This window comes from Martelella mediterranea DSM 17316 (assembly GCF_002043005.1).
GTDB classification, from domain to species: Bacteria; Pseudomonadota; Alphaproteobacteria; order Rhizobiales; family Rhizobiaceae; genus Martelella; species Martelella mediterranea.
The window spans coordinates 974,595-994,239 of the sequence record NZ_CP020330.1 but is presented as its reverse complement, the minus strand read 5'-3'; the positions used below and the strand labels follow the sequence as shown (position 1 = coordinate 994,239).

Sequence of the window (19,645 nt, the reverse complement as noted above, 5' to 3'; positions counted from 1 at the left end):
CATGCATAGTGCATATCCATGCTGTTGACAAATATTTGCTTTCAGCACATGTATCGGCGATGCGTTCCACTGAGACAGCCCCGCCCATGGACCAACAAAGCCCGTTCGTCTCGCTGGTAGAGCATCCGCGTCGTCGGGTCATCGCCTTCCTGTTCCTGCTGATGTCGATGTTCCTGGCGACCCTCGACAACCAGATCGTCTCCACCGCGCTGCCGACCATCGTCGGCGAGTTCGGCGCCGTCGAGCGGTTCGGCTGGGTCGCCTCGGCCTATCTGCTGGCGTCCTGCGCGGTGATGCCGATCTACGGCAAGCTTGGCGATCTTATCGGGCGAAAATATGTGCTGATGGCGGCAATCGTGATCTTTCTGGTCGGATCGCTAACCTGCGGGCTGGCGGTCTCGATGAACACGCTGATCGCCGCGCGCGTTCTCCAGGGTTTCGGCGGCGGCGGGCTGATGGTGTCGATCTTCTCGCTCAACGCCGACCTGTTTCCCGCGCGCGAACGGGCCAAGTACCAGAGCTATGCCAGCCTTGTGCTGATGACGTCGGGCGCGCTCGGCCCGATCCTCGGCGGCACGATGACGGCCGCTTTCGGCTGGCGCTCGATCTTTCTCGTCAACCTGCCGGTCGGGCTTGTCGTGCTGGTGGGCCTCCACATCCTTCTCCCCAACCGCAAGACCGGGCGCAGGCCGAAGATCGATTTCCTCGGCGCGCTGCTTCTGGCGCTGATGGTGACGGGGATCGTGCTGTGGTGCGATTCCGGCGAAATCTTCGGCTCGATGCTGTCGCCTGAAAGCCTCGGCGTGGTGGCAGCCGTCGCCGTGCTCACCGCCCTGTGGGTGATGGTGGAACGGCGCGCGCCCGAGCCGATGATCCCGCTCTCGCTGTTTTCCAACCGGACTGTCGTGCTGCTTCTGATCGTCTCGATCGCCAGCGGCAGCATCGCGATCGGCATGGTCAATTATCTCGCCTTGTTCCTGCAGACCGTTCACGGGCTCTCGCCCACGGCGGCGGGCCTGTTCTTCATTCCGGTCACCATCGGCCTCGCTGTCGGCGCGCTCACCGGCGGGCGGCTGATGTCGATCACCGGACGATACCGGCCATTTGCCATTCTCGGCCTGTCGATCTCGACGCTGGCCTTTGTGACGCTATCGCTGTTTGCCGTCTCCGCGCCGCTGGCGCTGATGGCGGTGATCCTCGGCCTGCACGGGCTCGGCATCGGCTTCGGCCAGCAGGTGCCGGTGCTTGGCGTTCAAAACGCCGCGCGCGGCGGCGATGTCGGGGCCGCTACCGGCACGGTGACGCTGTCGCGCATGGTGGGGGCATCCGCCGGCATTTCCATCTACGGCGCGATCCTGGCCCATGGCCTTGGCCGTTCCGCGTCCATTCCGGGCGTCGGATCGCTTACGGAGCTTTCTCCCACGGCCATCGCCGCATTGCCGGAGCCTGCCCGCGCGCTGGCGATCGGCGGTTACGGCGATACATTCACCATGCTGTTCATGTTTGCGGCCGTCGTCTGTCTGATCGGCCTTGTCGCCGCCCTTGCGCTGCGGCCGATGCTGCTCGGCGCGCCGGCCAAGGCCGGAAGCTCAGCCTGACCGCTTGATGGCGGCCTCCGGCGGCGGCGTGATCGCGGCCGGTATCGCCGCAGCCCTGGCCTTGCCGGCGCGGGCAAGCGCCGTGCGGGCGGCGAAATACTGGATCGCGATGCCCGCCAGCAGCAGCAGAGTATCCCCCAGAACCGTAACGCCGGTCATTTCGCGCAGGATCTGAAACGCGAAGGCGGTCAGCGAGCCGGTGACGAAGGTGGCGAGGCTCGCCCGGCCCATGACATTGATCGGCTCGAAGACCGGCAGCGACAGGAGGCGTTTGAGCCCCGGCATGTAAACCACGATATAGGCGAGCGCCAGAATGTGGGCGATGCGCGGCAGGCTGAGCCATTCCTTGCTGGTATCGGCGATGAAGTCCGGCATGAAGGCGGGGAACGGGAAATTATACTCCCCGATCAGCCGCCACCACAAGGCATAGACCACGAAGGCGACGCAGGCAGCGTAAAGGGCGGGGTGAAACGCGACCAGCGCCTTGCCGCGCCGGTTGGCGATGCCGACCGCAAGGCCGATCGCAAACAGCAACTGCCAGCAGAACGGATTGAAGAACCAGGCCCAGTCGGCCGGATAGGCCGGCAGCCGGACCTCGAAATAGCGCGCCACAAGCCAGACCGCGAACGAGACCGACAGCATCAGGCCGATGCTGCGCTTGCCAAGCAATAGCAGCGCCGGCAGGGCCGCAAACAGCACGATATAAAGCGGCAGGATGTTGAAATAGCTGACCTGATAAGTGAGCAGAGCCGAGCCGGCGACCGTGCCGAGCGGCTGCTTCCAAAGCCATGACAGCCCGTTCAACTCGGCGAACTCCTCCATGCCGAAGCGGACCAGGAACGGCGTCGCAAGCGCCAGAACCACGAGCGTGGAGAACAGATGCGCGCCATAGATCGTGCCGGCCCGGCGCCAGATGCGTTTCGCCGTCTCCATCAGCGAGCCGGCGACGAACCGGCCGCTATAGGCAAGGCCCGCCGAAATGCCCGAGATCAGAACGAAGGCTTCTGCCGCATCGGAGAAACCATACATCCGCATGGTGTAGAACGAGTAGAGGTTTTCCGGCACATGGTCGATGAAGATGATGATCAGCGCCAGACCGCGCAGAACATCGAGGCGCGGATCGCGCTTGCTTTTCACCGGGGCCGTCGGGGCGGCGGCCTTGCTCCTGTTTGCGTCCAAAGGCGTTATCCCTGCGCGGCCGAATAGGCGGGCTCGATTGCATCCGTCCTCGGCGCGGCGATCTCCCGGTCAACAACCGGTCTCTCGTTCCAACGCGCAAGAACGCGGTCGCGTTCCCTGACGATCGCCGGACGCGCCAGTTCCTCGGGCGTGCGGAACAGCTGGCAGTGATACGCGAACCGCCCGCTCGCCGGCGATGAACTGGCGGCAATCAGCAGCGGGGCGATAATCTGCGGACCGGCAATCGGCGTCAGCCACCAGAACAGGTCCGGCGCGAGCGTCCACGAGCCGACGAGCGTCAGAATGCCGGTCAGCACGATCCACCAGCTTGCCCGGAAGGCTTCGCCGAATTTCAGCGTCTGGCCCTCGCGGTCGGAAGACGGCCAGCCGCCATCCATGCCGAAGATCACCTGCATCACCGAACGGCTTTGATACATCAGCGTGATCGGCGCGAGCAGCGACGACCAGATGATTTCCGCGAGCGTGGACAGGAACACCCGGAAAAAGCCCCCGAAACGGCGCGCTTCGCCGGAAAGCCCGGCGCGCAGCGCGATCAGCAGTTTCGGCCCGATCAGCAGACCGCCGACGCCGACCAGCAGCGTGACCGCGAGCGCGGTCTCGGCCCGCGGAAAGATCGCTGGCAGATAGGGGCTTGGAAAATAGTCGATCGCGGGCGCAAACAGCGGCGCGACGATCGAGGCGACGATGAAGGCCATCCACAGCGGCGAGCTGATATAGGCCATCACGCCCTGCAGAAAGGTGAAGCGGTTCCAGCCATGCAGGCCGGGCGCGGTCAAAAGGCGGATATGCTGGAGGTTGCCCTGGCACCAGCGGCGGTCGCGTTTGGCGTAGTCGATCGCGTTTTGCGGCCCTTCCTCGTAGGAGCCCTCGAGATCAGGATCGACACGCACGATCCATCCCTGACGCCGCAAGAGCGCCGCCTCGACATAGTCGTGGCTCAGGATATGGCCGCCGAAGGGCGGCGCGCCGGAAAGCGCCGGCAGGCCGCAGCTTTCGGCAAAGGCATTGGTGCGCACCATGGCGTTATGGCCCCAGAACGGGCCTTCCTCGCCCTGGATACGGGCAAGGCCGCGGGTGAACATCGGCGAAAACAGGCCGGCGGAAAACTGCAGGGCGCGGGCGAACCAGGTCTTCGACGCGATGATCTTGGGCAGAGTCTGTAACAGGCCAAGCCTTGGCTCGGCTTCCATCCGGCGCAGCATTTCCACGATCGTCTCGCCTTCCATCAGGCTGTCGGCGTCGAGGATCAGCATATAGGGGTAGCGCGCGCCGTGGCGGCGGACGAAATCGCCGATATTGCCGGCTTTCTTGCCGGTATTGTCGGTGCGGCGGCGATAGAACGCGCCGATCTCGCGCGGCATGTCGGCGTGAAGGGTGAGGAACCACGCCTCCTCCTGCGCGATCACCTCGGGGTCGCGGCTGTCGGAGAGGATGGCGATATCGAAAAGCCCGGCATAGGGCGTTTGCGCCAGCGAATGCGCCATGGCGGCGGCCGACGAGAACGTCGCGCGCGGGTCCTCGTTATAGACCGGGATCAGGATGGCGGTCTTTGCCGCCTGGCCGCTTTCGGCAAGCGAGGCGCGCGGCGGCGTCTTGAACCGGCGACCGATCAGGCCGCCAATGCCGAGCGCCGCGCCCCAGGCGATCCAGGCGGCGGTCGCAGCGCAAAGCGCGATCCGCACGAAGTCGACCCAGTCGGCGCCGTCGGCGAAGAAAACGTCCATCGCGATGCGAGACGCCGCAATCGCGATGATTGCGGCGAATACGATCGAAAAGGTCCGTCTGAAGGCCAGCATCGGTTATCCCTTTAATCCTTGCGGGCCTCGCCGTTGAAAGCGAGACGCCGTCCGGAAAAGTTATCTTCCGGTTTCTAGAGCCGTGCCGAGCGCGGGCGCTGCCACACGAGAACCGGCGACAGGATCGTCGCGATCACGCCGCGGCGGCGCGGGCGCTCAAGAAGCTGCTCGGGCATGGGAAGCGGCGCGGACGCCGGAAGAAACCGGCTGAATTCCATGTTCTGATCCGACCCGTTAATTTGGTTGGTCATCGCCTTTTCTCCACTGATATAACCAGATTTCACTCACGTCGCGGCTTCCGTCCGTCAGCGCCCCGACAATTTCCACCGGCGCGTCGCCGGCGGGCTTGATATCGATTGCCAGACGCCAGACGCCCTGGCCTCTGATTGCCGAGACCGTGGAATGCACGACCTCGCCATTGGTAATGTGCAGGCGCTCCTGCAGTTCCGAGCCGGGCGCCATGTCATCCAGCGGGCCGCCGGCGAAATCGACCACGAGCTTGCGCACGTCGTCATCGTCGTTGGCCACGCCCGAAACGCCGCCCTCGCCGCTGCGAATATCGATGACGCGGGCGAGCCTGGCCTGGTCTTCCTCGATCGCGCCCCAGGTCAGCCGGTATCCGAATTCGGCCGATCCGCCTTTCTTGGCGGGCGCTTCCGGCTGCCAGAAGCAGACGATATTGTCGTTGACTTCCTTGTCGGTCGGGATCTCGACAAGCGAAATCGTGCCCTTGCCCCAGTTTCCGACCGGCTCCACCAGAAGCGAAGGCCGCCGCTCGTAATGGGCCTCTGCATCCTGATAATCCTCGAATGCGCGATGGCGCTGGTAGAGGCCGAACGCCCGCGGATTGGTTTCGCCGAAGAACGAATTGGCAAGCGTCTTGGCATTCTGCAGATTGCGCCACAACTCCGTTCCATCGGCCCGCACGATCTTGAGGCCCTCGCTGTCATGAACCCGCTCGCGGTAGTCATCGAAGGCATGATGGTTGGCCGGCCCGAACAGAAACATGGAAGTCATAGGGGCAACGCCGAGACGCTCGATATCGTTCCGGAAAAAGAGTCGCGCGGTGACATCCATGCGCGTGTTCTTGCCCGGCGTGATCACGAAACGGTAAGCGCCGGTCACGCTCGGGCCGTCAAGCGCGGCGAAGACAGTGATCTTGTCGTTCTCCGTTCCCGGGCGCATGATGTAGAAGGCGGAAAACCGCGGAAACTCCTCGCCCTGGCTGGTCGCGGTGTTGACCGCGAGCCCGCGCGCCGAAAGGCCATAAAGATTGTTCTGGCCGAGCGCGCGGAAATAGGACGAGCCCAGAAACGAGATCAGCTCGTCCGAGACTTCCGGTCGGTTCAGCGGATAGTTGATCCGGAAGCCCGCGACCCCCGGCAGCTTGACGCCATGGAACTGCTCGACATCCAGCGGCGCGCGGTAGATGAAGTCATCGCCCGTGAACTCGAGTTTCTGCGCCGCGCCATCGGCGACCTCGTAGATATCGACCGGCGTCTTGAACAGCCAGCCGAGCGCGAAGGCCTGAAGCTGGAAATCGGACTGGTCGCGCCAGATCGCCTTGTTGGGATCGTAACGGATCGCGCGGTAATCATCATACTGAAGGTCCCGGAACGGCTCGGGAACCTCCTGGGACGGCTCCTGATAGGGCTCGCCGGCCCTGGCCTTCATCTGCTCGGTAAGCGTGTCGAAAGTGAAGGCATCGGGAGGCGGCGCTGACGCCTCGACCGTTGCATTGGCCTCCGGCATCTTTCCCGGCTCGACCGCCTGCTGCGCGAATGCCTCGCCGCCCATTCCGGAAAGGGCGAGCGCGCCAACCGCGGTCTGGGCCAGAAAGGTTCGTCTCTTCATGCGTAAATCCCGTTGGCTTTAAATGGATAGATAATATGAAATGGTGCAGAGCAGCATACTCATTCCCTTCGCCCGCCGGAAGCGCGCAGGCGCGGTTGCGCGAATGCCCGGCGCCAGACGGGCGCGGACGAGTCACAAACGAGGCAGGCCCGTTTCGGTTCCATCGGTGAAGGAGAATATTTTCGATCGATAAAATAGACGTTCCGGGAATCCGGCATGGGGATGGCTCATCAAAAAGGGCTGACACACACATTTGCGTACCAGCCCATTATTAGCAAAGCCATTCAGCCAAAGAATGGCAAAATCATGGCAATGTGCCACCTTCGCGCCGCAATATTTTCACATAGTTCGAAAACCGTGCGGCAGGCCCTGATCAGGCGGCCTTGACGATCTCGACCAACTCGACAGCAAAATTCAGATCCTGGCCCGCGAGCGGATGATTGGCGTCGACGGTGACTTCCTGTTCCTCGACCTTGGTCACGATCAGCGGCACGGTCTGGCCATCTGGCGTGCGCGCCTGAAGCTGCATGCCGGGGGCAACTTCCACTTCCTGCGGCATGGCGGAGCGCGGCACGACCTGCACCTTCTGCGGGTCATGGGGGCCATAGGCTTCGCTGGAATCGACCTTCACATCGCGGCTGTCGCCGACATTCATGCCGGCGATCTCGCGGTCGAGGCCGGGAATGATCTGACCGGCGCCGACGGTGAATTCCAGCGGCTGGCGGCCTTCGGAACTGTCGAAGGTCGAACCGTCATTGAGGGTTCCGGTATAGTGAATACGAACGGTATCGCCCGCTTTTGCTTCTGTCATCTCGTGTGCTCCTTCCTTGAAACACTGCACGCTGGCCGAGATCGGCCGCGCCGTTTCCGGTTTTCCAGAGTGCTTTCGCCCCTGAAGGATGAGCCGACACGCTTTATTTCGCATGACGACCGACTTTTCGTCCGGCAGGCCGGACACGCCTTTACCTAATGCTTCCGGGCCATTTTTTCAAATCGCGCGCCTCTTGAAATGCCGGGTACGCCGCGATAGGTGTTTGGTCAGCTCTAACGGGGTGCGATTTTCGCTGAGAGGCTTTAAGCCAACCCGAAGAACCTGATCCGGCTAGCACCGGCGGAGGGATTAGACGCGCAGGACGCCGTTTTCCCCTTCAGTTATCGAACACAAGGAGGCGTCATGACCTATCGCACGACCATCGCCATTCTCGCGCTTGCGGCGCTGCCGGCGCTGCCGGCGGGCGCCCAGGAGAACAAGGTCCTCACCGTCTACACCTATGAAAGCTTCGATGCCGAATGGGGTCCGGGGCCGGTGGTCAAGGACGCCTTCGAGCAGACCTGCGACTGTACGCTGAAATTCGTCAGCGTCGAGGACGGCGTTGCGCTCCTCAACCGGCTGAAGCTCGAAGGCCAGTCGAGCCCGGCCGATATCGTTCTCGGCCTCGACAACAACCTCGTCCACGAAGCGAAGGAAACCGGCTTCTTCGCGAAATCCGGCGTCTCGACCGAAGCGGCCGATATCCCCGGTGGCTTTTCCGACGATATCTTCGTGCCCTTCGATTACGGCTGGTTCGACATCGTCTACGACACCGAAAGCATCGACAACCCGCCGACCACGCTTGACGAGTTGGTGAACGGACCCGCCGACCAGAAACTGGTGATCGAGGACCCACGCACCTCGACGCCGGGCCTTGGCATGCTGCTGTGGATGAAGTCGATCTATGGCGATGACGCCGCAGCGCAATGGGAAAAGCTCTCCGACCGGATCCTGACGGTCGCCCCGGGCTGGTCGGAAGCCTACGGCCTGTTCACCAGCGGCGAGGCGCCGATGGTGCTGTCCTACACCACCTCGCCGGCCTATCACGAGATCGAGGAGGGGAGCGACCGCTACAAGGCGATCGATTTCAAGGACGGGCTCTACATCCAGATCGAGGTCGCCGGCATGACGACCGTGGCCGATGACCCGGAACTCGCCCGCTCCTTCCTCGAATTCATCCTCACCCCCGGTTTCCAGGACGCGATCCCGACCCACAACTGGATGATGCCCGCGGCCGCGACCAGCGAGCCGCTGCCCGCCGCCTTCGAAAACGCCGTCAAACCGCAAAAGACCCTGCAATTTTCCCCCGACGTCGTCGCCGAGAACCGCCAGAAATGGATCGACGAATGGCTGAACGCCATGAGCGCGCGGTGAGGGCGAGCCACGCGACGGCGAAATGGAGACGGGACGCTGCCTCTCGCTTGGTGCCGCACCACAGCAAACGACCGCGCCGCATAGCCCCCAAACTTTCTCGCCCCGGAGGGGAGAGATGTCGCGACAGCGACAGTGAGGGGGGAGTCTATCACTACGAACGCCTTCACAATTTGAAATGCTGCGCCACCCTCACTGCCCCTTTCGGGGCATCTCTCCCGCCAGCGGGAGAGAATATTGGGAGCAAGACGCCGCGCCTGCATGCAACAGCCCCACTCCTTTATAAGCGAGGTGGTGGGCTGGCTGTGCGGTGGGTGCGTGACATTGCCTCACCTCCAGCATACTGCGGCGAACCATGCCGCATAGCCCCCAAGCCTTCTCGCCCCGGAGGGGAGAGATGTCGCGACAGCGACAGTGAGGGGGGAGTCTATCACTACGAACGCCTTCACAATTTGAAATGCTGCGCCACCCTCACTGCCCCTTTCGGGGCATCTCTCCCGCCAGCGGGAGAGAATATTGGGAGCAAGACGCCACGCCTGCATGCAACAGACCCACTTCTCAAGTGGCGAGGTAGCGGGCTGGCTGTGCGGTGGCTTGCACCCTCCAGACGCTGCCGGGCCCATCCGCCCGCCTGCGCCTGAGCGAGAGGACCCCCCCGTGCTGATGTCCTCCTCAGAACGCCGCCGCAGCTATGGCTACGGCATCGCCGCCCTTGCGAGCGTGATCGGCTTCATCGCGATCGCCATTGCCGCGCTCTCCGGTTTCGGGCGGCTGCAGGCTTCGATCGCGGTGTTCGACGAGCCCTATGTCTGGCGCATCCTGCGTTTCACGCTGTGGCAGGCCACGCTGTCGACGCTGATTTCGGTGGCGCTGGCCATCCCGGTCGCGCTGGCGCTGGCGCGGCGGCCGCATTTTCCGGGCCGGCTGTGGATCGTGCGGCTGATGGCGGTGCCGCTCGGCCTGCCGGTGCTGATCGGCGCGCTCGGGCTGATCGGCATCTGGGGCCGGCAGGGAATATTCAACGATCTGCTGACGCTCGCAGGCTTCGGCCGCCCGCTCCAGATCTATGGCCTGCAGGGCATTCTGCTGGCCCATGTCTATTTCAACCTGCCGCTCGCTGCTCGCCTGTTTCTGGCGGGGCTGGAGCGGGTGCCGCAGGAATATTTCAAATCGGCGGCGATGCTTGACATGCCCGGCCGCGCGGTGTTCCGCTTCGTCGAATGGCCGGTGATCGCGCCGCTGATCGCCGGCGTCGCCGGGCTGATCTTCATGCTGTGCGCCACCTCGTTCACGCTGGTGCTGATCCTTGGCGGCGGGCCGGCGGCGACCACGATCGAGGTCGCGATCTATCAGGCGCTGCGCTTCGATTTCAATCCCGCCCGCGCCGTCGCCCTTGCCGGCATGCAGATCGGGCTGACCGGTCTGGTGCTGATCGCGCTCGCCTTCCTGCCCAAGGCCAGCGATCCCGGCACCAGCGCCGACACCGCGCTTGCCCGTCCGGACGGCGCCGGACGGTTCAAGGCGCTGGCAGATGCCGGCATCATCGCGCTTTTCACGATCGCCCTCGCACTGCCGCTCGCCATGATCGTCATCAAGGGCTTCGAGGCCGACCTCGTCAAGCTTCTCGGCGAACGGGTCTTTCTGCGGGCGACGGCGACAAGCCTTGCGATTGGGCTTGGCGCCGCGCTGCTCTCGCTTCTCGTGGCGCTCGCCTTCATCGCCGCGACCGGGGCGGTGGCCGCGGCAAAACGGCCGAGCGCGGTGGAGAAGGGTTTCAGCGCGACGATGGCGGCAATGGGATCGCTGGTGCTGCTGGTGCCGCCAATCGTGCTGGGCACCGGCTGGTTCCTGCTGCTGCGCCCCTTCGGGCTGACAGACGCGGCCGCGCCGCTGGTGGTCGCCGGCATCAATGCGCTGATGGCGCTGCCCTTCGTGCTGCGCGTGCTGCAGCCGGCAATCGCCGTCCACAGGGCGCGCACCGCGCGGCTTGCGGCAAGTCTCGGCCTTTCCGGTTTCGCCCGGCTCAGGATCGTCGACTGGCCGGGGCTCAAACGCCCGCTTCTGACCGCGCTCTCCTTCGCCATGGCCCTGTCGCTTGGCGATCTTGGCGCGGTGGCGCTGTTCGGCGGCGATGATCTCACCACCCTGCCCTGGCTGCTCTACAGCCGGCTCGGCAGTTACCGCACGGCCGATGCCAACGGGCTGGCGCTGATCCTCGGCGCGATCTGCCTTATCCTGATGGTCGCCGGCACCCGCCGACAGGCCGCGCGATGAAAGGAAAAGCGACCATGCCCGTCGATATCACGCTTGACGATGTTGCCCTGAGGCTCGGCGACAAGGACTTCCTCTTCGATGGCCAGATCGAGGGCGCGAAGGTGAGCGCGGTGACCGGCCGCTCCGGCTCCGGCAAGACGACGCTGCTCAACCTGATCGCCGGCTTCGAGAAGCCCGACAGCGGCGAGATCCTGATCGCCGGGGAGCGGATGAACGGGCTCCACATCTCCAGACGACCGGTGACGGTGGTGTTTCAGGAAAACAACCTGTTCGCCCATCTCGATATCTTCACCAATGTCGGCCTCGGCCTTGATCCTGCCCTTAAATTGGACGAGGCCGGACGGGAGAAAGTGCGCGATGCGTTGAAACGGGTCGGGCTCGAAGGCTATGACAAGCGCAAGCCCGCGACCTTGTCCGGCGGCGAACGCCAGCGCGCCGCCTTTGCCCGAGCGCTGGTGCGCGACCGGCCGGTTCTGCTGCTCGACGAGCCATTCGCGGCGCTCGATCCCGATATGCGCGGCGAGATGGGCAGGCTGCTGCTTGAACTTCACCGCGAATCCGGCAATACCGTCGTTATCGTCTCGCATGAGCCGGACGAGGTGGAGGCGATCGCCGACCACCGGTTGGTTGTCGAGGACGGGCAACTTTCCGCGCGCTATTGACCCTTGGCGTGCGGAACGTCAAATATGATAGAGTGAAACAAGCGCCGGGCGGCTTTCGCCGGACCGCAGTGATCAGGGACGCGTTCATCCGGACGCGACAGGCATGGTGAACAAGGTCGGCCGCGGCCTCACGCAAGACAGACGCAGGCGCTTCCTGCCGGGAGTGCGGCCATCCGTGTTCGTACTGATCGCGGCGCTGGGGCTTGCCTCGTGCCAGACCAACGACACATTCTTCATCCTGCCGGAAACACCGGCAAGCGCCGAACAGACCGTCGACGCGCTGACCCGCAACGATCCGAATGCGGCGATGGGCGCGCGCGAGCATCCCCGCATTCTCGAGACTTATGGCGGCCAGTACCGCGACCCGCAGGTGGAAAAACTGGTGGCGCGCGTCGCCGGGGCGCTGACGGCGGTTTCGGAAAATCCGCGCCAGACCTACCGGATCACCATCCTGAATTCGCCCAGCATCAACGCCTTCGCGCTGCCGGGCGGCTATCTCTATGTCACCCGCGGGCTTCTGGCGCTTGCCACCGATGCCTCCGAGATCGCCGCCGTGCTGTCGCACGAAATGGCGCATGTCACCGCCAATCACGGCATTGAACGCCAGCGCCGGGAGGAAGCGGAAGCGATTTCCAACGAGGTGATTTCCGAGGTTCTGCCGGGCAATCCTGAAGTCGACCAGATCGCCGCGCGCGGCAAGATGCGCCTTGCCGCCTTCTCGCGCCAGCAGGAGCTGGAGGCCGACGCGATTGGCATCCGCATGCTGGCGGAAGCCGGCTACGACCCCTATGCCGCCTCGCGGTTCCTGCGCTCCATGGCGGCTTATGCGCAATATGAATCGGCGGGCGCGGAGGGCGAGAGCCTCGACTTCCTGTCAAGCCATCCCAACACGCCGCGCCGCGTCGAACTCGCCGCCCAGCAGGCCGCGCTCTATGCCAATGTCGGCCCAAGCGAGATCGGGCGCGATTATTTCCTGAACGGAATCAACGGACTGCTTTATGGCAGCAATCCTGAGCAGGGCTATATCCGCAACCGCGATTTCTATCATCCCAAGCTGCAGATCGCCTTCCAGGTGCCACCCGGTTTTGTGATGACAGACAAGGCCAATGCAGTGGTCGCCACCGGACCCGGCGATGTCGCGATCCGTTTCGACGGCGTGAAGGCCAATGGCCGGCGCGATCTCGAGGAATATATCAGAAGCGGCTGGGTGACGGGTCTGGTCGAAGGTTCGGTCCAGTCGACCACCGTCAACGGCATGCCGGCCGCGACCGCGAAGGCGGTTGCCGGCGACTGGGTGTTCGACGTCACGGTGATCCGCGACGGCGGCGATATCTATCGCCTGTTGACCGCCGCGCCGCGCGGCAGCGGCGCGCTGGAGGATACCGCCTTTTCCGTGCGGTCTTCGTTCCGCAAGCTGTCGCCTGCCGAGGCCGCCGATCTGAAGCCCTTGAGAATTCGCATCGTCACCGTTCAGCCGGGCGACACGGTCGCCAGCCTCGCCGCGAAAATGATGGGCACAAACCGCAAGCTCGCCCTGTTCCAGGTCCTGAACGCGCTGCCGCCGGGGGCAACGCTTTCAGCGGGCGAGACGGTGAAGATCGTTTCGCAGTAGGGGCCGCTGGAGCAGTTCCTGCCGCTTAGGCGAGCGCGAGTTCCTGAATACCGTCCGATGTCATCGCCATCTTCAGCTTTTCAAGCGCCCGGGTTTCGATCTGGCGCACGCGTTCCTTGGAAATGCCGAGTTCGGCGCCGAGTTCGGCGAGCGTGGCGCTGTCGTCGGCAAGCTTGCGGGCGCGGATCACGCGGTTTTCCCGCGCGGTCAGCTTTGTCAGCGCGCGCTTCAGCCGGAGATGAAGCCGCTCGCCGTCGATAATGCCGGAGACCTGCTCTTCCGGCAGCGGTGCGTCGCAGACCAGAAGGTCGATCCGCTCCGCGCCCTCCTCGCCATCATTGCCGACGGGGGCCTGAAGCGAGGCGTCATTGCCGGAAAGCCGGGCGTCCATGACCTGTACGTCCGAGACCGAGACGCCGAGACTGGCGGCGATCTCCTCGTAGATTGCCTGTGAGCTCATGCTCCGGTCGCGCGCGGCAATCTTGGCGCGCAGGCGACGAAGCTTGAAGAACAGTGCTTTCTGGGTGGAACTGGTGCCACCGCGCACGATCGACCAGTTGCGCAGCACGTAATCCTGCATCGAGGCCCGGACCCACCAGCTTGCGTAAGTCGAAAACCTGACGCCGCGCTGATGATCGAACCGGGCGGCCGCTTCCAGAAGCCCGACATAACCCTCCTGCACCAGATCGGCCTTGGGAAGGCCGAAGCCGCGAAACTTGCCGGCCATCGAGAGCACCAGCCGCAGATGCGCCATGGCGATATCATCGCGCGCATCGCTGTCGTCCTGCACCCGCCAGCGGGTGGCAAGCTCGGTTTCCTGTTCGCGTGAGAGATAGGGCGCTGCCATTGCTGCGCTGGCAATGCGGTGGTCCTGTACGTCGATATCCATGGCGTGGCTCCCGGAAGGCGCGTTGTTTGGGCCAACGAGTGCTTCGGGACGGCGTCAGGCGCATCCCCTTGCTCCTCGAAAATATCAACGCAGAGCAAGGCCATTTAGTTCAACATGGAATTCATTTTTTCATAAAAAAGGGCTGGATCATAAAAAAATCCGGCCTAAAAGACCGGATTTTTCATTCGATACGCTGCTGGAAGCGCCTTGATCAGGCCGCTTCCTCGCGGGCGTCGTCTTCGTCTTCCGCCGCCTTGCCGCGCTTGGGACCCTTGGCAAGGTGGGTTTCGATCAGACGGACAGACTCGGTGTCCGACATTTTGTTGACGGCGGCGATTTCGCGCGCCATGCGGTCAAGCGCCGCCTCATAGAGCTGGCGTTCGGAATAGGACTGCTCGGGCTGGTTCTCGGCGCGGTAAAGATCGCGCACCACCTCGGCGATCGAGATCAGGTCACCGGAATTGATCTTGGCGTCATATTCCTGCGCGCGGCGCGACCACATGGTGCGCTTCACGCGGGCCTTGCCCTGCACAACCTTCAGCGCGCGCTCGACGAAATCGGTCTCCGACAGCTTGCGCATGCCGATGCTCATGGCCTTGGCCACCGGCACCTTCAGGCGCATCTTGTCCTTGTCGAATTCGATAACGAAAAGCTCGAGCTTCATGCCGGCCACTTCCTGCTCCTCGATCGCGCTGATCATGCCGACGCCGTGGGCAGGGTAGACGATCGACTCGCCGGGCTTGAAACCGTGGCGGCCGGCAGGTTTTTTCTGTTGTACTGTCATAGGCTTTCAAAAACTCCCTGTTACGCATCCGGCGGGCGCCGGTTCCGGACATGCATGATCCGGAGGGTGGGGCAACGGAGGTTGCCACCCACTGTTTCCATCGAACGGGCAACGAAAAGCGACACGAAATCCTGATCTGAAGACAAAGGCCTTCAAAAAAATTCCGATTATTCGACGTTTGGGTTGATTTCTTTCTTCGGCTTTTAAGACAAAGCTGCCGTTTTATGGGTCAGTGCCAATTATATAGCATGTTGTGCAGCAGAAATCAATGAGCCGTGCACCCGTGACGCATCGTCACCGGCGGGAGGGTGGTCCATGGCCGACACGTAACCGAATTGGAGCGCTTCGCCAAGCCCAAAATTGTGACCCGGCCGGAAAAAAGCGGCGCTTGTTGACGATGCGTCAATCACCGGGGCGCGTCAGTTTCCGACGGACGGAGCGTCGCTCAGTCACCCGTGCCGGGCTTGTCGGAGAAGAATTTCTCGAACTTGTTTTCGACGCCATCCATCTCCTCCGCCTCGGGCAGCGGCTCTTTCTTGATGGTGATATTGGGCCAGGATTCGGAAAAATCGGCGTTCAGCTTCAACCACTTGTCGAGGCCGGGCTCGGTGTCGGGCTTGATCGCCTCGGCGGGACATTCCGGCTCGCACACGCCGCAATCGATGCATTCATCGGGGTGGATGACGAGGAAGTTCTCGCCCTCGTAAAAACAGTCCACCGGACAGACTTCGACACAATCGGTATATTTGCACTTGATGCAATTATCGGTCACGACATAGGTCATGAAAGACTCCAGAAAAACGGCCGGCGCGCGCCCTGTAAAACCAAAAACCGGTTCGCCGCGGGCTTCGCAACCATGAACTTATGCCCGGAAGTACCGGCTTTCAAACGGCCGGGCAAGACCATTTCATGCTCGAAACCGGGGCGTGACGGGTAGAACTTTCCAAACCCTCGCCGACAATTCAGTCGCCGCGCAGTTTCGAAAGGTCGCGGCGCTCCTTCTTGGTCGGACGGCCGGAGCCCGGAACCCGCTGGGCCTGTTCGAAGGCGTTGAGCTTGGCGCGTGCTTCCGGCGGCGGGCTGATATCTTCGTAGAGCGTCTGCGCTTCGGCAAACGGTCCCCGCCTTGTGCCGGCCGCGCGCACGATCACATGGACATCGCGCCGTTCCAGCGCGACGACGAGCTTGTCGCCATCGCCGACATCGACGCTCGGGCGGATCACCCGCGACCCGTTGAGCCGGACATGGCCGTCGCGCACCAGTTTCTGCGCCAGCGAGCGCGATTTGACGATGCGCGCGAAGAACAGCCATTTGTCGATGCGCTGTCGTATCGCGGCCTCGTCCATGGCTCTAGCGCTTCATCTGCGCCTTCAGCGCGGCGAGCTTGGCAAACGGCGAATCGGGATCGATCGGCTTTTCCTTCTCGCGGCGCGGCGGACGCTGGTTGGCATGATCGTCGTTGCGATCGCGGCGCGGCCCCTTGCCGCCCTTGCCGCCCTTTCCTCCCCGGTCGTTCTTGCCGAAACGCTCTCCATCGCCGCGGTTCTCGCCGGCTTCGCCGCCCTTGCGGCCGCCCTGCTGCCCGCGCCCGCGGCCTTCGCCGCGCTGCTGGCCGCGGCCCTGCTGGGGGCGGGCGTTGCGTTCGTTACGACCGGCCTGACGCCAGAGAAGAACCGGCTTGGCTTCTTCTTCCGATTTGTCTTCGCCTGCGGTCTCGCCGGTCGGCTGGCCAGCGTCCTGAGCCGTATCTTCCGGCTTTTCGGCGGCAGGCGCGGAGGCTTCGTCCGTAACGGGCTTTGCGGCCTCGGTCACCGGCGCTTCAGCCGTTTGCGCGTCGGTGGCTTCCGTCTCGGCTGCCGGCGCTTCATCGCTTGCGGAGGTCTCGGACGTGGCCGTTTCCTGGGCGACGGTCGAGGTTTCGGTGGCCTCGGTCGCGGGCTTTTCGGCTTCGGCAGACTTCTCAGCGACGGCCTTCTTGGCGACGGTTTCCACCGTCACGCCGCTCGGGGCCTGGCGGGCGGCCTTTTCGGCGTCGCGCGCGGCCTGGATTTCGGCAAGCGTGGCGACCTCTTCCTCCGAAGCGATGTCGGCGCGATAACCGAGACCCTTGAGGATTTCCTCCATGTCGTCGGCGGTGGCGCCGAGGATCGACATCATCGCCGGCGTGGTGACGAAACGGCGGCCGTCGAACGCGCCTTCCGGCCGGGCCGAGCCGCCTTCCGGCTTCCACTGCGTCAGCGGGCGGATGAGATCGGCGAGACGCTCGAGAATGTCGATGCGCACGGCGCGCTTTCCGAGGAAGCGGAAACCGGCGAGCTTGTAGAATTCGCGTTCGAACGTCGGGTCGGTGACGACCGAGGTGCGGCCGGCGGCCAGCACCGAGATCAGATCGCCATAGCCGGGCTTCTCAAGCCCGTCATTCTTCAGGCCCCACAAAAGCGTGATCATCTCCGCCGGAGCGGGTTTCAGAAGCGCGGGCATGAACACGTGATAGGCGCCGAAACGCACGCCGTAGCGGCGGAGCGAAGCGCGCGCATCCTGATCCAGCGACTTGACTTCATTGGCGACATCGCGGCGGAACAGCACGCCGTAGGCTTCGACGAGCTGGAAGGCGAGGCCGCGGGCGATGCCTTCGAGATCCTCGGCACTGGCGAGATCATCGAGCGGCTTCAGCACGGTCTGGATCTGGTGATTGACGTAGCGCTCAATACGGGCGGCGACATGATCGCGCGCCGGACCGGTCAACTGCTCGTCGGCCAGCACGATCACGCGCGGGCGCAACACGTTGTCGGAGGCAACCAGACGCGCCACCGGATCGCCGAGCCAGCGCACGGTGCCCGACGCATCAAGCGCCAGGTCGCCATTGCCGGAGGCGTGCAGCCGCGCGGCCCGCGCCTCGAACTCCAGCGCGAGCGCCTTCAGCGCCGCCGCTTCAATCGCCTTGGCATCGGGACCCTCGGCCCCGGACACGGCTTTGAAACGGAAGCCCGCCAGTTCCCCCACATGATGTCCTTCCACAAAGACATCACCATTCACGCTCACTTCAGCTTCAAGCATCGCATTCTCTCTCAGGCGCTTCATCAGCACAGATGTCCTGCGGTCAACGAAGCGTTTCGTCAACCTCTCATGCAGCGCATCTGACAGCCGATCCTCGATTTTCCGTGTCTTTTCCTGCCAGTGTGTCGGATCGGCAAGCCATCCGGGCCGGTTCGAAACATAAGTCCATGTTCTGATCTGGGCAATCCGCGCCGACAGCGTATCGATTTCGCCATCGATCCGGTCGGCGTGTTTTACCTGCTTTGCCAGAAAATCCTCGTCCACCGTGCCGTGCTGGACCAGGTCCAGATAGAGCGAGGCGATCAGCTCGGCATGCTGGGCGGGGGTGATCCGGCGATAATCCGGCAGCGCGCAGGCTTCCCACAGAAGCTCGATGCGGGCGCGGCGGTCGGCCTTGCCGGCAACGTCGGGATTGCGCGCCAGAAATTCGAGCGCGCGCTGGTCGACGGCCGGCAGCGCCCGCGTCAGGCCCGGCACGCGCGGCACGTCGTCAAGGCTCGCCTTCAGGCTGTCGAGCGACGTGAAATCGAGCGCCTTGGAGCGCCATTGCAGCACGCGGACGGGATCGAACTGGTGCGATTGCAGCCGTTCCACCAGCTCATCGTCGAACGGTGCGACCCGGCTGGTGACGCCGAACGTGCCGTCGCGCATGTGGCGGCCGGCGCGGCCTGCAATCTGGCCGAGTTCGCCGGGATTGAGATTGCGGTACTGATGGCCGTCGAACTTGCGGTCCTGGGCAAAGGCAACGTGGTCGACATCGAGGTTGAGGCCCATCCCGATCGCGTCGGTCGCCACCAGATATTCGACGTCGCCGTTCTGGTAGAGCTCCACCTGGGCATTGCGGGTGCGGGGCGAAAGCGCGCCCAGCACCACCGCCGCGCCGCCGCGCTGGCGGCGGATCAGCTCGGCGATCGCATAGACCTCCTCCGTGGAAAAGGCGACGACGGCGGAACGCCGCGGCAGGCGAGTGATCCGTTTCTGGCCGGCATAGAAAAGCTGCGACAGCCGGGGCCGCTCTACCACGGAAATGCCGGGAAGCAGTTTCTGCAGGATCGGCCGCATCGTCGCCGAGCCGAGAAGCAGCGTCTCCTCGCGTCCGCGCAGATGCAGGATACGATCGGTGAAGATGTGGCCGCGCTCCATGTCGCTGGCGAGCTGCACCTCGTCGATGGCGACGAAGGCGACATCGGCCTCGCGCGGCATGGCTTCCACGGTGCAGACGCTGAAACGCGCCTTGGGCGGGGCGATCTTCTCCTCGCCGGTGATCAGCGCGACATTGTTGACGCCGACGCGCTCGACGATACGGGTATAGACCTCGCGCGCCAGAAGGCGCAGCGGTAGGCCGATGACGCCCGAGGAATGCGCCACCATGCGCTCGATCGCGAAATGGGTCTTGCCGGTATTGGTCGGACCGAGCATCGCGGTCACGCCGCGCCCGCTCAAGATCATTGCTTCAGAATTCAATGTCCGGTCCCGAATGATGTGGTCAGGGCCAAATCCTCGCCCCCGACGGTCTTTCATATCCGCGCGGGCCGGCTCCATCGGCCCGCAGCGGTCGCTCGCCTATAGATGGCCCGCCCATCGCCGACAAGCAAGAGGGCCGCGCGATTTCAGCCGCGAAAACGCCCTTTCGTTAAGTTTTGGAACAGATGCGAACGAATCACAGACGAATCGCTGACTCTGCTGTTTTCCCGGTTTGTTCACGGCTAGATGTTGCGGAAACGCTTCGTGCGCGAT

The 19,645-nt window shown here is 63.8% G+C and carries 15 protein-coding genes and 1 riboswitch; of the genes, 5 read left to right on the top strand and 10 right to left on the bottom strand.

Annotation, left to right across the window (positions count from 1 at the left end; genetic code table 11):
- The first annotated feature begins 86 nt into the window (after nucleotides 1-86).
- Nucleotides 87-1,598 carry an MDR family MFS transporter gene (locus Mame_RS04540; RefSeq protein ID WP_018064938.1) on the top strand — a complete coding sequence of 504 codons (1,512 nt, stop codon included), beginning with the start codon at nucleotides 87-89 and terminating at the stop codon, nucleotides 1,596-1,598.
- Here the strand turns inward: Mame_RS04540 and Mame_RS04535 are convergent.
- The 5 genes from Mame_RS04535 to Mame_RS04520 all read right to left on the bottom strand — a co-directional run bounded on the left by Mame_RS04535 (nucleotide 1,590) and on the right by Mame_RS04520 (nucleotide 7,259).
- Nucleotides 1,590-2,777: an OpgC family protein gene (locus Mame_RS04535; RefSeq protein WP_018064939.1), complete on the bottom strand. Its 1,188-nt coding sequence runs from the start codon at nucleotides 2,775-2,777 to the stop codon at nucleotides 1,590-1,592. The genes Mame_RS04540 and Mame_RS04535 overlap by 9 nt on opposite strands.
- Before the next feature lie 5 nt (nucleotides 2,778-2,782).
- Entirely contained in the window at nucleotides 2,783-4,594 is a 1,812-nt protein-coding gene (gene mdoH / locus Mame_RS04530; protein WP_018064940.1) for a glucans biosynthesis glucosyltransferase MdoH, read from the bottom strand.
- A 74-nt stretch (nucleotides 4,595-4,668) separates the two neighbouring features.
- Nucleotides 4,669-4,845 carry a hypothetical protein gene (locus Mame_RS26520; protein WP_155122022.1) on the bottom strand — a complete coding sequence of 59 codons (177 nt, stop codon included), beginning with the start codon at nucleotides 4,843-4,845 and terminating at the stop codon, nucleotides 4,669-4,671.
- A complete protein-coding gene (locus tag Mame_RS04525; protein WP_018064942.1) occupies nucleotides 4,829-6,448 on the bottom strand; it encodes an OpgD/OpgG family glucan biosynthesis protein in 1,620 nt (539 codons plus the stop codon). Before Mame_RS04525 ends, Mame_RS26520 begins: the two co-directional genes overlap by 17 nt.
- Nucleotides 6,449-6,821: 373 nt before the next feature.
- Complete coding sequence (locus tag Mame_RS04520; protein WP_018064943.1) at nucleotides 6,822-7,259, bottom strand: FKBP-type peptidyl-prolyl cis-trans isomerase; 438 nt, start codon at nucleotides 7,257-7,259, stop codon at nucleotides 6,822-6,824.
- A gap of 227 nt (nucleotides 7,260-7,486) precedes the next feature.
- Nucleotides 7,487-7,585, top strand: a riboswitch (TPP riboswitch).
- Nucleotides 7,586-7,622: 37 nt separating this feature from the next.
- Here Mame_RS04520 and thiB point away from each other — a divergent pair.
- From thiB to Mame_RS04500, 4 genes are all read left to right on the top strand, one after another.
- On the top strand, nucleotides 7,623-8,633 hold the full coding sequence (gene thiB, locus Mame_RS04515; protein ID WP_018064944.1) for a thiamine ABC transporter substrate binding subunit: 1,011 nt from the start codon (nucleotides 7,623-7,625) through the stop codon (nucleotides 8,631-8,633).
- Nucleotides 8,634-9,293: 660 nt separating this feature from the next.
- Nucleotides 9,294-10,904: a thiamine/thiamine pyrophosphate ABC transporter permease gene (gene thiP, locus Mame_RS04510; protein WP_018067483.1), complete on the top strand. Its 1,611-nt coding sequence runs from the start codon at nucleotides 9,294-9,296 to the stop codon at nucleotides 10,902-10,904.
- Between the two features lie 14 nt (nucleotides 10,905-10,918).
- Nucleotides 10,919-11,566 carry a thiamine ABC transporter ATP-binding protein gene (locus tag Mame_RS04505; RefSeq protein WP_018067482.1) on the top strand — a complete coding sequence of 216 codons (648 nt, stop codon included), beginning with the start codon at nucleotides 10,919-10,921 and terminating at the stop codon, nucleotides 11,564-11,566.
- A gap of 103 nt (nucleotides 11,567-11,669) precedes the next feature.
- Complete coding sequence (locus Mame_RS04500) at nucleotides 11,670-13,178, top strand: M48 family metalloprotease (RefSeq protein ID WP_018067481.1); 1,509 nt, start codon at nucleotides 11,670-11,672, stop codon at nucleotides 13,176-13,178.
- Between the two features lie 25 nt (nucleotides 13,179-13,203).
- On the opposite strand, the gene Mame_RS04495 is transcribed toward Mame_RS04500, so the two are convergent.
- The 5 genes from Mame_RS04495 to Mame_RS04475 form a co-directional block, all read right to left on the bottom strand.
- Nucleotides 13,204-14,067 (bottom strand): RNA polymerase factor sigma-32, encoded by an 864-nt coding sequence (locus tag Mame_RS04495; protein WP_018067480.1) that lies wholly within the window; start codon nucleotides 14,065-14,067, stop codon nucleotides 13,204-13,206.
- Nucleotides 14,068-14,278: 211 nt separating this feature from the next.
- Entirely contained in the window at nucleotides 14,279-14,851 is a 573-nt protein-coding gene (locus Mame_RS04490) for a CarD family transcriptional regulator (protein WP_018067479.1), read from the bottom strand.
- A gap of 445 nt (nucleotides 14,852-15,296) precedes the next feature.
- Nucleotides 15,297-15,635, bottom strand: coding sequence for a ferredoxin FdxA (fdxA, locus tag Mame_RS04485; protein WP_018067478.1), 339 nt, complete (start codon nucleotides 15,633-15,635; stop codon nucleotides 15,297-15,299).
- Nucleotides 15,636-15,813: 178 nt separating this feature from the next.
- On the bottom strand, nucleotides 15,814-16,197 hold the full coding sequence (locus tag Mame_RS04480) for an RNA-binding S4 domain-containing protein (RefSeq protein WP_018067477.1): 384 nt from the start codon (nucleotides 16,195-16,197) through the stop codon (nucleotides 15,814-15,816).
- Nucleotides 16,198-16,201: 4 nt separating this feature from the next.
- Nucleotides 16,202-19,357, bottom strand: a complete 3,156-nt coding sequence (locus Mame_RS04475) for a helicase-related protein (RefSeq protein WP_018067476.1) — start codon at nucleotides 19,355-19,357, stop codon at nucleotides 16,202-16,204.
- Between the last annotated feature and the right edge of the window lie 288 nt (nucleotides 19,358-19,645).